This window comes from Acinetobacter sp. GG23, from assembly GCF_057766365.1.
The window spans coordinates 16217-34455 of sequence record NZ_JBYMDJ010000003.1; the positions used below are offsets into that span (position 1 = coordinate 16217).

Here is an 18239-nt window from a genome sequence, read left to right on the forward strand (position 1 = left end):
ACAGTGATTACCTCTAATTTTTTTTAAAGAGTCTGATTTTTGTAGCTGATGTACATACGGTTAATCAAAAGGGTTGTGAAGAATCTTTTTGATTAACCTTACTAAAAATTAAAGATTAAGGTGGTTAATATGAATAATCCATCTACAGGAACGGGAATGCGTACATTTAGCGTCATTATTTTGGCGATATTTGCGTTGATCCTGCTGATAGGCGGTATCTGGCTAGCAGTGCTAGGCGGTTCAATTTATTACATCATTGCCGGTTTATTGTTGTTGGCAACAGCGGTTCTTCTGAAGAAATCGGATTCCAAAGCATTTTGGGTGTATGCCGCATTAATGCTGGGTACAGTCATCTGGGGTGTTTGGGAAGCAGGTACTGACTTCTGGGCACTTGCACCACGTCTCGATATTTTAGGTTTACTGGGTTTATGGTTGTTGATTCCGGCAGTTTCTCGCGGAATTGCTGAGGCGAAAACAGCTAAAATTGCTTTAGCGGGTACTTTAATCCTCGCCATTGTAGTGATGATTTATGCAATTTTTAATGATCCACAAGAAATTAAGGGTGAAATTAAAACTGCACAGCCAAAACAAGCGCAAGCCATTACTGGTGTAGCCCCTGAAGACTGGCCTGCTTATGGTCGTACTCAAGCGGGTGTGCGCTATTCTCCGTTAAATCAAATTAACAGCGACAACGTTAAAGATTTAGAAGTTGCCTGGACCTTCCGTACTGGTGAAATGAAAACCGATAAGGACTCAGGCGAAACCACCAATCAGGTAACGCCAATTAAAATTGGCAACAACATGTTTATGTGTACTACACATCAACGTTTGATTGCACTTGATCCTGCGACAGGTAAGGAAAAATGGAGTTTCGATCCGAAGTTGAAAGCGGATAACACCTTCCAGCATTTAACATGTCGTGGTGTATCTTATTTTGATGCGAACAACACGGTTCAATTCGCAAAAAGTTTAGAAAGTAAAAAATCAAGCTCTGTACTTTGCCCACGTAAAATTATTCTTCCTGTGAATGATGGTCGTCTTGTGGCAATCAATGCAGACAATGGTCAGCGTTGTACCGACTTTGGTAAAAATGGTGAAGTCGATCTTCAAAAAGATATGCCATTCCCGTATCCAGGTGGCTATATCCCAACTTCACCGCCGGTGATTACCGGTACCACCATCATCATTGGTGGTTCAACAACTGATAACTACTCAACACAAGAACCTTCTGGTGTAATCCGTGGTTATGACGTAAACACCGGTGAGCTTCTTTGGGTATTTGATACCGGCGCAGAAGATCCGAATCTCATCCCGGCTCCGGGTCAAAAATATGTTCAAAACTCACCAAATGCCTGGGCACCTCTGGCTTATGACGAAAAACTAGATATCGTATATGTACCAACAGGTGTGGGTACGCCGGACATTTGGGGGGGCAACCGTACTGAGCTTGCTGAGCGTTATGCAAACTCAATGCTTGCATTGAATGCATCTACAGGTAAATTGATCTGGAATTTCCAAACCACACATCACGATTTGTGGGATATGGATGTGCCATCACAGCCATCTCTAGCTGACATCAAAGATAAATCAGGCAATATTGTTCCTGCCATCTATGTGTTGACTAAAACAGGAAATGCCTTCGTTCTAGACCGTCGTACAGGTGAAGCAATCGTTCCGATTGAAGAGCGTGCTGTACCACAAACTGTGAAACGTGGTCCACAAACCAAAGGCGAGTTCTACTCTAAAACTCAGCCATTCTCTGATTTTGATCTTGCGCCACAAGATAAATTGACCGACAAGCAAATGTGGGGCGCAACCATGTTTGACCAGCTGATGTGTCGTGTTTACTTCAAATCATTAAACTATGATGGTATTTATACCCCACCTTCTGAAAATGGTACTTTGGTTTTCCCGGGCAACCTTGGTGTATTCGAATGGGGTGGCATGTCTGTCAACCAAGACCGTCAGGTTGCGTTGATGAATCCAATCGGCTTGCCATTTGTGTCTAAACTGATTCCTGAAGATCCAAACCGTAAACAAACTGCGAAAGGTGCAGGTACAGAAGCCGGGATTCAACCGATGTATGGCGTGCCTTACGGTGTGGAAATTAAAGCATTCCTGTCACCACTGGGTTTACCTTGTAAACAGCCAGCTTGGGGATTTGTAGCGGGTGTGGATCTGAATACCCATGAGGTGGTCTGGAAAAAACGTATTGGTACAATCCGTGACAGCTTGCCGAACTTGTTCCAGTTGCCAGCAGTTAAAATTGGTGTTCCCGGTCTGGGTGGTTCAATCTCTACGGCGGGTAACGTGATGTTCGTTGCGGGTACGCAAGATAACTATATTCGTGCCTTTAATGTGACCAATGGGGATCAGTTGTGGGAAGGACGTTTACCAGCAGGTGGACAGGCAACTCCAATGACTTACGAAATTAACGGTAAGCAGTATGTTGTGATTATGGCCGGTGGGCATGGTTCATTCGGGACTAAAATGGGCGATTATTTAGTAGCCTATGCTTTACCTGATCAAAAGAAATAATCATTAAAATAAAAAAGCCTGATTCGTCAGGCTTTTTTTATAGATTAATTTCATCATTTTAAAAAACTTAAATTTTTCATATAAAAATAGGAATATTTACAGGGGAGAATTTCAAAATTTATTTTCTATATGAAAAATAATGATAAACAAGTGAAAACAACATCAAATCTGATTAGAAGTAGCAGGATTCGGCTGTAAGTGGCTATATCAGTGAAATCCAGACATGCTTATCAATAAAACCGCTATTAAATATGTAAAAAACGCATTTTGTTGATAGGTTAAATCTCGTTATGCTGTCAGCCGTTATAATGAACCTACTAGCTGTACGCCATGTATTTATATACTGATTTCGATCAGCAACTGATCAATGAACGTGTTGCACAGTTCCGTGACCAAACGGAACGTTATTTAGCGGGTAAATTGACGGAAGATGAATACCGTCCGCTACGTCTCCAAAATGGTTTATACGTGCAACGTTATGCGCCAATGTTACGTATTGCTGTGCCTTATGGTCTGATGAACTCGAACCAGCTCCGTAAAATCTCGGATTTGGCTAAAGACTATGACCGTGGTTATGCACATGTATCAACACGTCAAAACATTCAGTTTAACTGGCCTGCACTAGAAAATGTACCTGACATGTTGGCAGAACTGGCAACAGTTCAAATGCATGCCATTCAAACATCGGGTAACTGTATTCGTAATACCACAACTGACCAGTATGCTGGTGTGGTTGCTGGTGAAATTGCCGACCCGCGTCCAACCTGTGAATTGATTCGTCAATGGTCAACCTTCCATCCAGAATTTGCTTTCTTGCCGCGTAAATTTAAAATTGCGGTGTCTGCATTGGCTGAAACAGACCGTGCAGCGGTTTCATTCCATGATATCGGTGTGTATATCGTGAAAAATGAAGCAGGCGAGATCGGCTATAAAATTAAAGTCGGTGGTGGCCTCGGTCGTACCCCAGTCATTGGTAGCTTTATTCGTGACTTCCTGCCACGCGAAGATTTAATTGCTTATCTTGAAGCCGTCCTTCGTGTCTACAACTTACACGGCCGCCGTGACAACAAATACAAAGCTCGTATTAAAATTTTAGTGAAAGCTTTAACGCCTGCTGTATTTGCTGAAAAAGTCGAAGCCGAATTTGCTCATACTATTCAGACTTTGAAAATTCAGCCTGAAATCTTGAAAAAGCTGGATGAAGAATTCACGCCATTTGATTATCAAGCTTATGCAGATGAAGACTTCACTGAACAGTTTGCTGCGCATCCAAAATTCAAGCAATGGTTCAATATCAATACCAATACCCATAAAGTAAAAGGCTATCGTATTGTAACGATTTCGCTTAAACGTGCTGGTATTGCACCAGGTGACATGACCGTTGAAGAAATGAATTTGATTGCTGATTTGGCAGACAAGTACACTTTCGGTGAACTTCGTACCACACATGAACAAAATATTTCGCTTGTTGATGTTCCGCAAAAAGACTTGTTTGAATTGTGGCAAATTCTTGAGCAAAACAACCTTGCACGTGCACACATTGGTTTCTTAACGGACATCATTTGCTGCCCCGGCGGTGACTTCTGCTCGCTGGCAAATGCAAAATCAATTCCAATTTCTGAAGCGATCTCGCGTCGTTTTGATGACTTAGATACCGTATATAACCTCGGTCACATCGACTTGAATATTTCAGGTTGTATGAATGCCTGTGGTCATCACCATGTTGGTAATATTGGTATTTTAGGTGTTGATAAAAAAGGCGCTGAATTCTACCAAATTACTTTAGGTGGGAATGCCGATCATGATGCTTCAATTGGTGATATCTTGGGGCCATCATTTGCAGCGGATCGTGTACCGGATGTAGTAGAAGAAATTTTGAATACTTATCTCGATTTGCGTGCTGATGGGGAAGAATTTATCGAAACTTACCGTCGTGTTGGCATTCAACCGTTTAAGGAGCGTGCATATGCTTAATACTGCGCTAAAAGTGCTCTCTAAAGATGGCACGATTGCAGACAACACTTATCAATTGATTGGTGAAGATGGGATTTTACCGCAAGGTGACGTGGTTCTGACTGTAGAACAGCTTGATCAATTGGCAAATGTATCTGGCAAAAAAGCTTTGTACATTACTGTTGATGCTTCTCCTGAAGTCAATGAATTCCCGCTTGACCAGTTAGATGCAATCTTTATCGAGTTTGCAGGCTTTAATGATGGCCGTGGTTATTCATTTGCAGCCTTGTTGCGTCGTCAAGGTTATCAAGGCGAACTTCGCGCGACTGGCGATATCTTTAAAGATGTGTTGAACTATTTAAAACGTTCAGGCTTCGATACTTTCGTGGTTAAAGAAGGTAAAGATATTTTGGAAGCGGCTGAAGGCTTAAATGATTTTAAAAATCCGTATCAAGCATCTACTGCCGTTGCACAAGCACGTTATCAAACAGGTGCTTAATTTGAATTAAGTTGCCGTGAAAATTAAAAAAAGCCGGAGTAATTCCGGCTTTTTTAGGTCTGATATTTAGAGGAATTTAATCTCACATTGCTTCGAGTTGACAGTTAATCATCCATTTAATCCCAAACTGATCTGTAAATGCACCATATAACGCACCCCAAAACGTCTTTTCCAAGGGCATTTCTAGTTGTCCATTGACAGATAAAGCCTCAAACAAGCGTTGTGCTTCAACTTGTTCATCGGCATTTAGATTAATCGAAATATAGTGATTATTGCCTTTAGTGAAAACAGTGTTTTTTTGCGCACAGAATTGATCATTGGTATCGGATGCCATCAGTTCTGTAAATTCATTGATGGGTAGCGAAACGTGCAGAATAAGATTTTTATCCGCTTCAGAAAGCGTAACACCTTCTTCAGCAGGTAGCTCGCCATAACGGGTAAGATTCGAAAATTCGCCACCAAAAACTGACTTATAAAAGTTGAAAGCAGCTTCTGTTTCACCTTGGAAGTTGAGGTAATGATTGAGTTGCATGGAAAAGCCTGTTTTTGTTGTTTTGTTCAGATTTAATTTAGCAGGCTTAAGCTTAAATTTTGATAATAAAAATATGAAAAAGTGTAAGCATAAAAAAATCCCTCCAAGTGGAGAGATTTTTTTATGCTTTCTCCTTAGGGGAGAGATGAGAAGCACTGCTTCGCAAGGAAGTTAAAGCAATTCAATCGCCACAGCAGTTGCTTCACCGCCACCGATACACAGTGCCGCAATACCACGTTTGCCACCTGTACGTTTCAACGCATGGATTAAGGTTAAGATTATACGCGAACCAGTAGATCCGACAGGATGACCGAGAGCACATGCTCCTCCATTGATGTTCACTTTCTCAGGATCTAACTTGAATTCGTCGATCGGACACATCGTTACCATTGCAAAGGCTTCATTAATTTCCCATAGGTCAATATCCTCAACCTTCCACCCCGATTTATCTAGAACTTTTTGAATTGCACCTACAGGAGCAATAGTAAATTCAGAAGGATGTTGTGAATTCGAAGCATATGCCACAATTTTTGCCAAAGGGTTTAAACCTTTTGCCGTAGCATGTTCTGAAGAGGTCAATACTAGGGCAGAAGCACCATCTGAAATTGAGCTGGCATTTGCAGCAGTAATTGTCCCGTCTTTTGCAAATGCAGGACGTAAAGTTGGAATTTTATCGATATTGGCATTAAAAGGTTGCTCATCTTTATCTACAACCACATCGCCTTTACGAGATTTCACGGTAACTGGAACAATTTCATCGGCAAAATAGCCTTCAGTAATAGCAGTCTGAGCACGTTTTAAAGAACGAATGGCAAAATCATCCATTTGTTCACGGGTATAGCCTTTATTGTTTGCCATGTCTTGAGCGAATGAACCCATCAAGCGGCCTGTTTCAGCATCTTCTAGACCATCGAGGAACATGTGATCTTTCACATCACCATGGCCCATGCGATAGCCTGCACGTGCTTTGGTCAACACATAAGGTGCATTGCTCATTGATTCCATACCGCCAGCCACCACAATTTCAGCAGAAGCTGCTTTGATCATATCGGCAGCCTGCATGACAGCTTTCATGCCCGAGCCACAGAGTTTATTGATGGTGACTGCTCCAGTTGAATCAGGCAGACCGGCTTGACGCATTGCTTGACGCGCAGGGCCTTGCTTTAAACCGGCAGGGAGTACACAGCCCATAATGACTTCTTCGACATCCGTTGGTTGTAATCCTGCACGCGCAATTGCTTCTTTAATTGAAGCTGCACCAAGCTCAGGCGCTGTTAAACCCGCTAAGCTACCCTGAAAACCGCCCATAGCTGTACGTGCGCCATTTACAATTACGATGTCTGTCATTTTTGTTCTCTCCGAGATTTACTTTTTAGGGGATTGTTTTACAAACATAAGCAGTATATGGAAAAATGAACAGGAATAAAGTCTGTTTGTTCTACGCCTTTAGACTGATAAGTTTTTAGCAAGTGAGTGGATTCTCAATACGGGTATGTCCCATCCTACTCAATAAAATTTTATAGTGAGTTTGTTGATAATGAGAACAATAATAAAAACTGCCATTTGATCCATTCGGAAGCCCATTTTCAGCTTGAAAAGTTACACTTGGCGTCCTTAACGTACCTCTCCAATCTAAATTTCCATATTTCAGCTCAGTTGATTCCGTAAAGACAATTTTTTCATCCGCATCCACCTGTCTATTTTTATTACTATCTAAAAAAACAATAAAACCTGAATTCCAATGACTTGCTTGGCAACTCACTTTATTTTGGCTAGGACAGAGCACGACATTGGTGTGATGTATGGCAGCATGGGATTTTGCTAATTGAATACTTGAAATCAATTTGTTTGTAATATTTTTGACTTCTTGTCTTGCCATTATGTCGTGAAAATAAGGTAAAGCGATGGTCGTCATAATCGCTAAAATAGCGAGCGTAACGATGAGTTCAACGAGCGTAAAACCATTTTTTTGTTTGGAAATCATTAAATTAACCTTGTAATATATTATTTTAGTTATTTGTGTTATTAATATTTTGTTTTTTAATGGTTTTTTAAAGCTAATATTTATTACTCAACTTTTAAGAAAGCTGTTAAAATAATTTAGCAAGTGACAATAAGCTATTCATAAGAATAAATTGAGTAAAAAATTACCGAATTACAACGGAAATTGTAAGTAATTTTGTCAATAATTTACTTGATTAAAATTATCAAGCACTTGGAAAAAAAATAAAGTGTTTGTATGATTCAAAGTGAATGGCTTAAAAATAAAACTGGGGTATTGGAAAGCCTATCTCAGGATAGCCCAAATTTAGGCTTGAGCTTGAACAACAATTGTTATCTCTGGAGGATAATTCCATGAAAATGAGTCGTATTGCATTAGCAATGCTCGTTGCTGCACCTTTAGCTGCTGCTAACGCTGGCGTAACTATTACACCATTAATGCTTGGTTACACTTTCCAAGACACTCAACACAATAACAGCCGTGGCAACCTAACAAATGGTGGCCAAGAGCTTCAAGACGATTTATTCGTTGGTGCTGCACTTGGTGTTGAATTAACTCCATGGTTAGGTTTTGAAGCTGAATATAACCAAGTTAAAGGTGATTCAGATTTCAACCAGGGTGAATATAAACAAACTCAAATCAATGGTAACTTCTATGCTACTTCTGATTTGATCACTAAAAATTACGACAGCAAAATCAAGCCATATGTATTGTTAGGTGCTGGTCACTATAAATATGAGCTTGATAGTGCTGCTGGTCGTGATACACGTGGTCTTGAAGAAGAAGGTACTTTAGGTAATGCTGGTCTTGGTGCTTTCTGGCGCTTAAACGATGCTTTATCTCTTCGTACTGAAGCTCGTGCTACCTATAACATCGATGAAGATTTCTGGAACTATACAGCTTTAGCTGGTCTTAACGTAGTTCTTGGTGGTCACTTGAAGCCAGCTGCTCCTGTAGTTGAAGTTGCGCCAGTTGAACCTGTAGCTCCAGTTCAACCAGCTCCACAAGAGTTGACCGAAGACCTTAACATGGAACTTCGTGTGTTCTTTGATACAAACAAATCAAACATCAAAGATCAGTACAAACCAGAAATTGCTAAAGTTGCTGAGAAGTTAGTTGAATATCCAAACGCTACTGCTCGCATCGAAGGCCATACAGATAACACTGGTCCACGTGCATTGAACGAACGTTTATCTTTAGCTCGTGCTAACTCTGTTAAATCTTCACTTGTAAATGAATACAATGTAGATCCAGCTCGTTTGTCTACTCAAGGTTTCGCTTGGGATCAACCGATTGCTGACAACAACACTAAAGAAGGCCGTGCTATGAACCGTCGTGTATTCGCGACAATTTCTGGTAGCCGCACAGTTGTTGCTGAACCAACTCAAGCTCAATAATTAATTATTGATCTGATCTGAAAAAAGCAGCCTTAGGGCTGCTTTTTTTATACTCGCTACATAAGCATAACTTGTTTAATACACTGTTTTATTTTTATCTTGTTCTAATAAATATTCCTATACAATAAAAACAGGGTAAGCAATGACACAGATGCTAACGACTGAAGATGGCAGCTCCATTTATTATAAAGATTGGGGGGAGGGTGCTGTAATTGTCTTTTCACATGGATGGCCTTTATCCAGTGATGCTTTTGAAGACCAAATGTTATTTTTAGCTGAACATGGCTATCGGGTCATTGCATTTGATCGGCGTGGACATGGGCGGTCAAGTCAACCATGGGCTGGACATACTATTGACCAATATGCAAAAGATTTACATCAATTGATTGAACATTTGAATTTAGATAATTTTGCTTTAGTTGGGCATTCTACCGGTGGAGCAGTTGTCACCCGTTATACGGCAAAATATGGACAGCAGAAGGTCACTAAGCTTGCGTTAATTGCTGCTGTAACTCCTTTAATGATTAAGCGAGAGGATTATCCAGACGGAGTTGATCCAGAAGTATTTGATGAAATGCGTGCAAATTTATTGGATAACAGAGCTGATTTTTATCTGGATTTTGCTAAGAAGTTTTATGGTTACGACAAATTATTCAATAAAAAATCTGAAGGTGTAGTGCAAAATTTTTGGCGTATCGCTATGCAGGGGTCGATCAAAGCACATTATGATTGTATTGAGGCTTTTTCAGAAACAGATTTGCGCGAAGATTTAAAACAGATCACGGTGCCGACTTTGGTGCTTTATGGGACTGCAGATGAAATTGTACCTCCAGAAATTTGTAGTCAACACACATTAAAACTTTTAAAGCACGGCGTAGAGGAGCAAATTAAAGGCGCTTCACATGGTTTGTGTACTACGCATAAGAATGAAGTTAGTTTTGCTTTAAAACAATTTTTTGCAGCAGGTTCGGTATTATAAAAGTGCATTCAAGTGGCAAGGACAGTAGTATAAAAAAACAGCCCTAAGGCTGTTTTTTTAAATAAAAGCTCAATCACGTTCTACATTTACAGGTTGAACATCCATTTCTTGATATGGAATCAGTTTGGTTTTATGTTTCCATTTATACCCTAACCAGATCACAAGAAAGAGCGGAATACTGATATAAGTTGAAAGCAAACCTAACCAGTCAATTTTTCCACCAATCAATGCTTCATAGTTCTGACCTAGAATAATGATCGAGCAGAGAATGAAGGCGAACCATGGTGCAAAAGGGAAAAACTTGGCTGTATAAGCTAAATCTTCAAGTTTATAGCCTTGTGCTAAATAGCCTTTACGGAAACGGTAATGTGAAATGGCAATACCTAACCAGACAATAAAACCACACATCCCGGACATATTCAGCAGCCAGTTAAACACTTCTTGTTCGCCAATAAATGTCGTCAAAAAGCAGAGTGCAGCAATTGCAGTGGTGGCATAAAGCGCATTCATCGGTACGCCACGAGGGTCGAGTTTAGCAAACCATTTCGGTGCGCGTCCCTGACGTGCCATATCAAATAGCATACGCGTAGATGAATACATACCTGAGTTACCTGCAGACAATATTGCAGTCAGAATCACCGCATTCATTAAACCTGCAGCAAAGGCAAAACCTGCTTTTTCATACAACAATGTAAAGGGTGAAAGGGTGATATTTTCACTGGCAGCGGCTTGTAATAAACGTGGATCATCATAAGCAACTAAGGTGCCGATAATGAAAATACACACTACGTAAAACAATAAAATACGCCAGAAAATTTGCTTGATGGCAACAGGGATAGTTTTTTTAGGATCTTTAGATTCACCCGCTGCAACCCCCACCATCTCGGTTCCCTGGAACGAGAAGCCGGCAATCATGGCCACACCAATCATGGCTTGTAAGCCGCCAACAAACGGTGCATCACCTTTAGTCCAGTTGGAGAAAGTGACCATATCCGGGGTCAGCATGATTTTGGCAATCATGGCAATACCAATAATGATAAAGACAATAATCGCAATGACTTTGACCAAAGAGAATAAGAATTCAGTTTCACCAAAGCCTTTGACCGTCAGGGCATTAATACCAAAAATAATGGCCAGAAAAATGGCACTCCAGTAGAAGCCTGGAATATCAGGGAACCAGAATTTCATAATAAACTGTACCGCAACCAGTTCAAAAGCAACGGTGATGGCCCAGTTGTACCAATAGTTCCAGCCTAAAGCGAATCCAAAACCACCTTCCACATATTTAGTCCCATAGGTGAAAAATGCACCTGAAGTGGGGTTGTGTGTGGCCAACTCGCCCAAACTCGTCATTAAGAAATAAATCATTAAACCAATTAGGGCATAAGCAAGTAATGCGCCGCCAGGACCTGCATTTGCAATGGTTGCACCAGAAGCCAAGAATAATCCTGTACCGATGGAACCGCCAATGGCAATCATATTGAGATGGCGAGCACCAAGCTTACGCTGCAGGTGGGGTTGATCTGTTTCGCTCATCATTGTTCCTTAACATTTTTTTGCATTTTAGCGAACAACACTTTAAAGCCTTGTTGATCGGCTTTGGTTGTACACTGACCAAAATTCTGCTCAATTAATAATGGATAATTTAAAAAGCGGTTTGCTACAATCCATAATTCGCCGCCCGATTTTAAATGACGTCGTGAAGTTTTGCATAAACTTTCACTGGCGTTGTAATTGGTTTGAATACCCTGATGGAAAGGGGGATTGCTGACGATGGCATGCAAGAAGAGAGGAGCATCCTCAATACCTGTCACTGCGGTAATTTCAAGTTGTTCTGGTGCAAGATCATTTTTTTCAAAGGTCATTCGGGTAGACGCCAACGCAAAGGCATCGACATCCATCGCGAAAATTCGGTTTTTAGGATTCAGTTTAGCTAAATAAGCACTGATTACCCCCGCACCACAGCCAAAGTCAGCAATTTTACCTGAAGTCACTTGCGATAAAAAAGGCAACAATACGGCTGTGCCTAGATCTAAGCGATTTTGACTAAATACACCCGGAAGAGCGCAGATGGTTAAATCACCTCTAGGCGTCGCGACCGTATATTGCTGCGCCCAATCTGCCAAAGTTTTCGCAGTCACTGTTGATTCAATGGTGAGTTGCCACATTTGACAATGACGTGCGCTATCGAGTTTAAGGGCTTTGCCATAAGGTTGCAGTTGTTTGGCTGCGCGTTCGACACCGGCTTTTTTTTCACCAACCAGAAAGATAGAAGAACCTAAACTTAAACGGCTTACGACATTGTGTAAGATATAATTTAATAATTCTTTTGACTTCGGCACAAAAATGATCGCTTGATCAAAATCAGCCTCAGGAAGGTCGACACCAAAATGGACATTGGCTTGTTGTGACTGAAAATATTGAAATTCATTATAATTCCATGTCCATAAACAGGGAGTAATGTCTTTCTCTAAATTGGAAAGTAAGTCATCTGTTGGTGCATTAACCAACAATATACGTCCTGAAAGATATTCATGCTGTCGAATGACAACTTCACTTCTTGGATCCATTTTTTTATCTCGCCATTGAAAAACTCTGCCCAGACAATGCTGGGCAGAGTTGATGCTGAAATGAAATTATTTCTTCGACTCAGGAAGAATAATATTTAATAACAATGCTGCAATACCCCCTGTAGCCACACCTGAACTGAAGATGTTACGGAATAATTCAGGCAAGTGTTCAAGAATTTGTGGCACTTGTGCAACCCCCAAACCGAGGGCAAGTGAGATTGCAATAATCAATAACGCACGACGGTCAAGTTGCACACCTGAAAGGATATTGATCCCAGAAGCTGCAACAGCACCAAACATTACCATAACAGCACCACCCAACACGGCTTGAGGAACCGCTTGAATGACACCCGCAACCGCAGGAAGCAATCCAAGAATCACCAATAAAGCTGCAATCCAGATACCGACATAACGGCTGGCAACACCCGTCAGTTGAATCACACCGTTATTTTGTGCAAATACAGAACTTGGGAAAGTATTAAAAATACCGGCTAAGAAAGAGTTTGCACCATTTACAAGTACACCACCTTTAATACGTTCCATCCATTTCGGACCATCTACCGGTTGGTTTGAAATTTTAGAAGTTGCGGTGATGTCACCAATCGCTTCTAGCGACGTTACCAGATAAATAAATGCCATTGGAATAAACAAGCTCCAGGAGAAACTTAAACCAAAGTGCATCGGGGTCGGAATTTGAACAATTGGTGCATCTTTTAAGCCGGAAAAATCAAGATGTCCCATGAAGCCTGCAAGGGTATAGCCAATGATTAAAGCAATTAGAATCGCCGAGCTTTTTACCCAAGTAATACGGATACGATTCAAAATAATAATAACCGCCAGAACGCTACATGACATGATCAGGTTATCAGCGTTAGCGAACGTTTTATCGCTCATTGCCTGATAACCGCCCCCCATACTAATTAGACCTTCTTTAATCAAGGTCAAACCAATCAGCAGAACAACAATACCCGTAACAAGCGGAGTAATGAGCTTTTTCACCCAAGGTAAGACGCGTGAAACACCCATTTCAATAAATGAGCCAGCAATCACCACACCAAAAATAGAGGCCATGACGGCTTCAACCGGGGTACCCGCAGCGACCATTGCCGAGCCAATCCCTATAATTGGGCCAATAAAGTTGAAGCTGGTACCTTGAACAATCAGCAAACCTGCCCCAAAAGGACCGACCTTCTTACATTGTAAAAAGGTGGCAATGCCCGAGATCACCAATGACATTGAAAGAATCATATTGGTGTCTTCTTTTGAAACACCGAGGGCTAAACAAATCAGCAAACCGGGCGTGACAATCGGGACAATAATTGCAAGTAAATGTTGCAGTGCAGCCAAAAACGCGATGACGGGTTGAGGGCGATCATTCAATCCATAGACCAAATCAAGGCGCTCTTTTTGTTCGGGAAGGGTATTTAAATCAGACATGTAAGAAGGTACAGCAGCAATTTGCCGTTATTCTAATCGAGTTACAGGACATTACAAATGAAAAAAAGCCTGATTTGTCAAAAAAACTTGTAACTGTCACTGAACTGTCACTACTAAAACTTTGTATTTTTCTGTATAATTTGCCCTCAAATTAAATATGCATCGAATATACATGTCAGATATTAAAACTCTCCGTAACATCGCCATTATTGCGCACGTCGATCATGGTAAAACCACTCTTGTAGACAAACTTTTGCAACAATCAGGTGCTCTCGGTGATCGCGCGGGTGAGATCGAGCGTGTCATGGATTCTGGCGCTATTGAAAGTGAACGTGGTATTACCATTCTTGCAAAAAACACTGCAATTAAATGGTTAGATGCGCGTACAAACACTGAATATCGCATTAACATCGTGGACACCCCGGGACATGCAGACTTCGGTGGTGAAGTTGAACGTGTAATGTCAATGGTTGACTGTGTATTGCTTCTTGTTGACTCTCAAGAAGGTCCAATGCCACAAACGCGTTTTGTGACATCAAAAGCCTTTGCAAGCGGTCTAAAGCCAATCGTAATCATTAACAAAGTAGACAAGCCAAGCGCGCGTCCAGACTGGGTAATTGACCAAGTATTTGACTTGTTCGACAACCTGGGTGCTACTGACGAACAGTTAGACTTCCCAATTGTTTACGCTTCAGGCTTACGTGGTGTTGCAGGTCCTTCTCCAGAAGAACTTGCTGATGACATGACTCCATTGTTCCAAACAATCGTAGACATCGTTGAACCGCCGGCAGTTGACGTTGATGGTCCATTCCAAATGCAAGTGTCTTCACTTGACTATAACAGCTTCGTAGGTGTTATCGGTGTGGGTCGTATTCAACGTGGTTCAGTAAAATTAAATACGCAAGTTACTGTAATCGATAAAGAAGGTAAGACTCGTAACGGTCGTATCTTAAAAATTATGGGTTACCATGGTTTAGACCGTGTAGATATTGAAGAAGCAAATGCTGGTGACATCGTTTGTGTAACTGGTATTGATGCACTTAACATTTCTGACACAATTTGTGATCCTAAAAATGTTGAAGCTTTACCGCCATTGTCTGTAGACGAACCTACAGTAACCATGACATTCCAAGTAAACAACTCACCGTTTGCTGGTAAAGAAGGTAAATTCGTTACTTCACGTAATATCCGTGAACGTCTAGACCGCGAATTGATTCACAACGTAGCATTACGTGTTGAAGATACTGATTCTCCAGACCGTTTCAAAGTATCTGGCCGTGGTGAACTTCACCTTTCAGTTCTGATTGAAAACATGCGTCGTGAAGGCTTCGAGATGGGTGTATCTCGTCCGCAAGTAATCTTGAAAGAAGTTGACGGTGTAAAACAAGAACCGTACGAAAACGTGACTTTCGACGTTGAAGAACAACACCAAGGTTCTGTAATGGAACAAATGGGTCACCGTAAAGGCGAAATGACCAATATGGAAGTTGACGGCAAAGGCCGTATCCGTATTGAAGCAACTGTTCCTTCACGTGGCTTGATCGGTTTCCGTTCAGAATTCCTGACCATGACTTCTGGTACAGGGATCATGACGTCAAGCTTCTCGCACTACGGTCCAATGAAACAAGGTACTGTTGCGAAACGTCAAAATGGTGTGTTGATTTCTATGGTTCAAGGTACTTGCCTTGGCTATGCACTGTTCACTCTTCAAGACCGTGGTCGTCTATTCGCTAAACCACAGTTAGAAGTTTACGAAGGTATGATCATTGGTATTAACTCACGTTCTGACGACATGACAGTTAACCCGACTAAAGCGAAACAGTTAACTAACGTACGTGCATCTGGTACAGATGAAGCGTTAACATTAGTACCTGCAATTGAATACACGCTTGAACAAGCGCTTGAATTCATTGAAGATGATGAATTAGTTGAAGTAACTCCTAAGTCAATTCGTATCCGTAAGCGTTACTTGACTGAGAACGAACGTAAACGTAACCGTTCTGGTAAATAATGATTTAATCAGTTTGAACTGAATTAAATGATTGAAAAAATGCTATCAATTTATTGGTAGCATTTTTTTTGTTTACAATTGGCAATTCAATATATTCAACATAAATAATTCCGAGTAAATTAGAAGGAATTATAAGCTGTTATAAATGCACTACCGCATCATACAGTTCCCAAAATATATTAATAAAGAATAGCTTTAAAGATAAACTGGAGACAGACATGAGTATTGTTCAAGAATTTAAAGAATTTGCCATTAAAGGCAATATGATGGATTTAGCCATTGGTGTCATCATCGGTGGTGCTTTTGGTAAGATTATTGACTCATTGGTTAAAGACATTATTATGCCTTTAATCACGGTGATCACTGGTGGTGGTGTCGATTTTACGCAAAAATTCTTCGTATTAGGCAAGAACCCCGATAATTTACAATCTTTAGATGCTTTAACTAAGGCGGGTGTAAATGTTCTGACTTATGGTAACTTCTTAACGATTTTAATTAACTTCTTAATTTTGGCCTGGGTGGTATTTTTGCTGGTTAAATTTATGAATCGTTTACGTAAACAAGAAGGCCCGGTAGAGGAAACTCCGACAACACCCGCCGATATCGAATTACTGCGTGAAATTCGTGATGAATTGAAAAAACGTCCACAACTTTAATTTTATTCATAAAAAACGGCGCTAAATGCGCCGTTTTTTATACCTTATTTATTCTCTCTCTTGAGCAAGTTTTAAAGCACTCTTTTAAAACGCAGCGCAAGTGAGCGCTGGGGAGAGGTGAGTTTTCTATAATGGTAAATCACCTCCATCCCCTTGCGGAATATATTCCTCACCTCCTAAAAGTAGGAAGGAGCAACATAGATTGCTAATCCATCCGGAACTTAATTTCCAATAAATGCCAGCCAAACTGACTTTTGATCGGGCCATGTAATTCACGTTCAGCTAAAGTGAAAACAGCTTTATCAATTGGGCCAACCAACTGACCTTTTTTAATTTCACCCAGTTCACCACCTTTTTTACCCGACGGACAAGTTGAATGCTGTTTGGCAATTTTGGCAAAATCTGCACCGGCTTTAATTTTCTTTTTCAGCTGTTCAGCCAATTCTTTATCTTTGACTAAAATATGACGGACGATGGCAGATTTCATGCTTTATTCACTTTAGAGGGTGTCTTGGTTACTATTTTAACTTTTTTTAAAGGCTGACACTGCGGACAAAATACACTGGCACGTTGTCCAAGCTTTAAATTTTCTAAAGTGCTTTCGCAGTTAATACACATTTCACCGGCGCGCCCATAGGCCAACAAGGTTTGCTGGAAATAACCATTTTCACCCATCGCATTACTATAGTCACGCAGGGTAGAGCCCCCTAAATCAATCGCCTGTTTTAAAATACGTTTAATTTCGATGACCAGTTTTTCAATTTGTGTGCGATTTAAACTTGAAGCGGGCTGGGCAGGGTGAATACCGAGATTAAACAAACTCTCAGTTGCGTAAATATTGCCTACGCCGACAACAATATGATTATCCATAATCGCCACTTTGGCACCGACATTTTTCTTTTTAAATTTTTCCGCTAAATAATCCGTATTAAAGGCATCACTTAAAGGTTCAGGGCCTAAAGTATCAATCAGTTTGCTTTGCGAGTTGGGATCTAGCCATAAAATACAGCCAAAACGGCGCGGGTCGTGATAACGCAGTTCGATATCTTCAAATTGAATAATTAAATGATCATGCTTGCGTAATTCCGTATGGGCATCGCAAAGACGGAAACTCCCCGACATGCCTAAATGCCAGAGCATAGTATCGTGCTCAAACTCTGCCAAAATATATTTAGAACGTCGGGTCAGCTTAAGCAGTTTTTGTCCTTTCAATTTCTGAATATTTTCAGGGATAGGCCAGCGTAAACTAGACTGATGCACTTCAACTTTTAAGACTTTTTGGTCAATTAAAGGTAATAAACTGGTTTTGGTGGTTTCGACTTCAGGTAATTCAGGCATGTTGGATTTTAGTGTGAGTAGATAAAGCTAATATCGGGTTACGAGGTAGTGAATGCAAGTTTTTATTTTGAATTCCAATCTGTGAGATTTGTGATTTATCTTCTAAATACCTTTCTTTTAAATTGATTAAACATATACCCTTTAGTCTAATTTTAAATTCCATTTTTATTATAGATAGTTATTTTTTAAAATTGATTTTTCATTAAATTATTGAAAATTATTAATAAATTTAATTTATATTAAACTAATTGTTATTTATTTTACTTTATATATAACTTTTTGTTTTTTATATGATAAAAAAATTGATGAGATTAATGTTTATAAATT

General features: G+C 40.4%; 16 protein-coding genes. 8 read left to right on the forward strand and 8 right to left on the reverse strand.

The features are described 5' to 3' along the window. Positions 1-129 precede the first annotated feature (129 nt). The 3 genes from AC3CAU_RS06195 (at position 130) to AC3CAU_RS06205 (ending at position 4990) form a co-directional block, all read left to right on the forward strand. Positions 130-2538 carry a glucose/quinate/shikimate family membrane-bound PQQ-dependent dehydrogenase gene (locus AC3CAU_RS06195; protein ID WP_447054074.1) on the forward strand — a complete coding sequence of 803 codons (2409 nt, stop codon included), beginning with the start codon at positions 130-132 and terminating at the stop codon, positions 2536-2538. Positions 2539-2868: 330 nt separating this feature from the next. Continuing rightward, on the forward strand, positions 2869-4512 hold the full coding sequence (locus AC3CAU_RS06200; RefSeq protein ID WP_447054075.1) for a nitrite/sulfite reductase: 1644 nt from the start codon (positions 2869-2871) through the stop codon (positions 4510-4512). After that, entirely contained in the window at positions 4505-4990 is a 486-nt protein-coding gene (locus AC3CAU_RS06205; RefSeq protein ID WP_131217672.1) for a DUF934 domain-containing protein, read from the forward strand. The genes AC3CAU_RS06200 and AC3CAU_RS06205 overlap by 8 nt, the downstream gene beginning before the upstream one ends. 82 nt (positions 4991-5072) lie before the next feature. Here the strand turns inward: AC3CAU_RS06205 and AC3CAU_RS06210 are convergent, their stop codons facing one another. Then, complete coding sequence (locus AC3CAU_RS06210; protein ID WP_131217671.1) at positions 5073-5522, reverse strand: VOC family protein; 450 nt, start codon at positions 5520-5522, stop codon at positions 5073-5075. Here AC3CAU_RS06210 and AC3CAU_RS06215 point away from each other — a divergent pair. Further along, complete coding sequence (locus tag AC3CAU_RS06215; RefSeq protein WP_447054076.1) at positions 5521-5697, forward strand: hypothetical protein; 177 nt, start codon at positions 5521-5523, stop codon at positions 5695-5697. The two genes, AC3CAU_RS06210 and AC3CAU_RS06215, sit on opposite strands and share 2 nt — an antisense overlap. Here AC3CAU_RS06215 and AC3CAU_RS06220 read toward each other — a convergent pair. Both AC3CAU_RS06220 and AC3CAU_RS06225 read right to left on the reverse strand, forming a co-directional pair. Then, positions 5694-6869, reverse strand: coding sequence for a thiolase family protein (locus AC3CAU_RS06220; RefSeq protein ID WP_131217670.1), 1176 nt, complete (start codon positions 6867-6869; stop codon positions 5694-5696). The two genes, AC3CAU_RS06215 and AC3CAU_RS06220, sit on opposite strands and share 4 nt — an antisense overlap. Before the next feature lie 115 nt (positions 6870-6984). Then, entirely contained in the window at positions 6985-7506 is a 522-nt protein-coding gene (locus tag AC3CAU_RS06225) for a GspH/FimT family pseudopilin (protein WP_131217669.1), read from the reverse strand. A 371-nt stretch (positions 7507-7877) separates the two neighbouring features. Between AC3CAU_RS06225 and omp38 the strand changes: the two genes are divergently transcribed. Together omp38 and AC3CAU_RS06235 are read left to right on the forward strand one after the other, a co-directional pair. Beyond that, positions 7878-8921 (forward strand): outer membrane protein Omp38, encoded by a 1044-nt coding sequence (gene omp38 / locus AC3CAU_RS06230; RefSeq protein ID WP_131217668.1) that lies wholly within the window; start codon positions 7878-7880, stop codon positions 8919-8921. Between the two features lie 142 nt (positions 8922-9063). Then, complete coding sequence (locus AC3CAU_RS06235) at positions 9064-9900, forward strand: alpha/beta fold hydrolase (protein ID WP_131217667.1); 837 nt, start codon at positions 9064-9066, stop codon at positions 9898-9900. 69 nt (positions 9901-9969) lie between these two features. On the opposite strand, the gene AC3CAU_RS06240 is transcribed toward AC3CAU_RS06235, so the two are convergent. The 3 genes from AC3CAU_RS06240 to AC3CAU_RS06250 all read right to left on the reverse strand — a co-directional run bounded on the left by AC3CAU_RS06240 (position 9970) and on the right by AC3CAU_RS06250 (position 13907). Continuing rightward, positions 9970-11436, reverse strand: coding sequence for an amino acid permease (locus AC3CAU_RS06240; RefSeq protein WP_131217666.1), 1467 nt, complete (start codon positions 11434-11436; stop codon positions 9970-9972). Further along, positions 11436-12470, reverse strand: a complete 1035-nt coding sequence (locus AC3CAU_RS06245) for a methyltransferase (RefSeq protein ID WP_131217665.1) — start codon at positions 12468-12470, stop codon at positions 11436-11438. The genes AC3CAU_RS06240 and AC3CAU_RS06245 overlap by 1 nt, the downstream gene beginning before the upstream one ends. Positions 12471-12536: 66 nt before the next feature. Beyond that, positions 12537-13907, reverse strand: a complete 1371-nt coding sequence (locus tag AC3CAU_RS06250; RefSeq protein WP_447054077.1) for a uracil-xanthine permease family protein — start codon at positions 13905-13907, stop codon at positions 12537-12539. 172 nt (positions 13908-14079) lie between these two features. Here AC3CAU_RS06250 and typA point away from each other — a divergent pair, with 172 nt between their 5' ends. Continuing rightward, a complete protein-coding gene (gene typA / locus AC3CAU_RS06255) occupies positions 14080-15918 on the forward strand; it encodes a translational GTPase TypA (RefSeq protein WP_131217663.1) in 1839 nt (612 codons plus the stop codon). A gap of 218 nt (positions 15919-16136) precedes the next feature. Further along, a complete protein-coding gene (gene mscL / locus AC3CAU_RS06260) occupies positions 16137-16574 on the forward strand; it encodes a large conductance mechanosensitive channel protein MscL (protein WP_131217662.1) in 438 nt (145 codons plus the stop codon). Positions 16575-16779: 205 nt separating this feature from the next. Here mscL and AC3CAU_RS06265 read toward each other — a convergent pair whose 3' ends face one another. Beyond that, positions 16780-17061, reverse strand: coding sequence for a peptidylprolyl isomerase (locus AC3CAU_RS06265; protein WP_131217661.1), 282 nt, complete (start codon positions 17059-17061; stop codon positions 16780-16782). Next, a complete protein-coding gene (gene mutM / locus AC3CAU_RS06270; RefSeq protein ID WP_131217660.1) occupies positions 17058-17912 on the reverse strand; it encodes a bifunctional DNA-formamidopyrimidine glycosylase/DNA-(apurinic or apyrimidinic site) lyase in 855 nt (284 codons plus the stop codon). Before mutM ends, AC3CAU_RS06265 begins: the two co-directional genes overlap by 4 nt. Positions 17913-18239 lie beyond the last annotated feature (327 nt).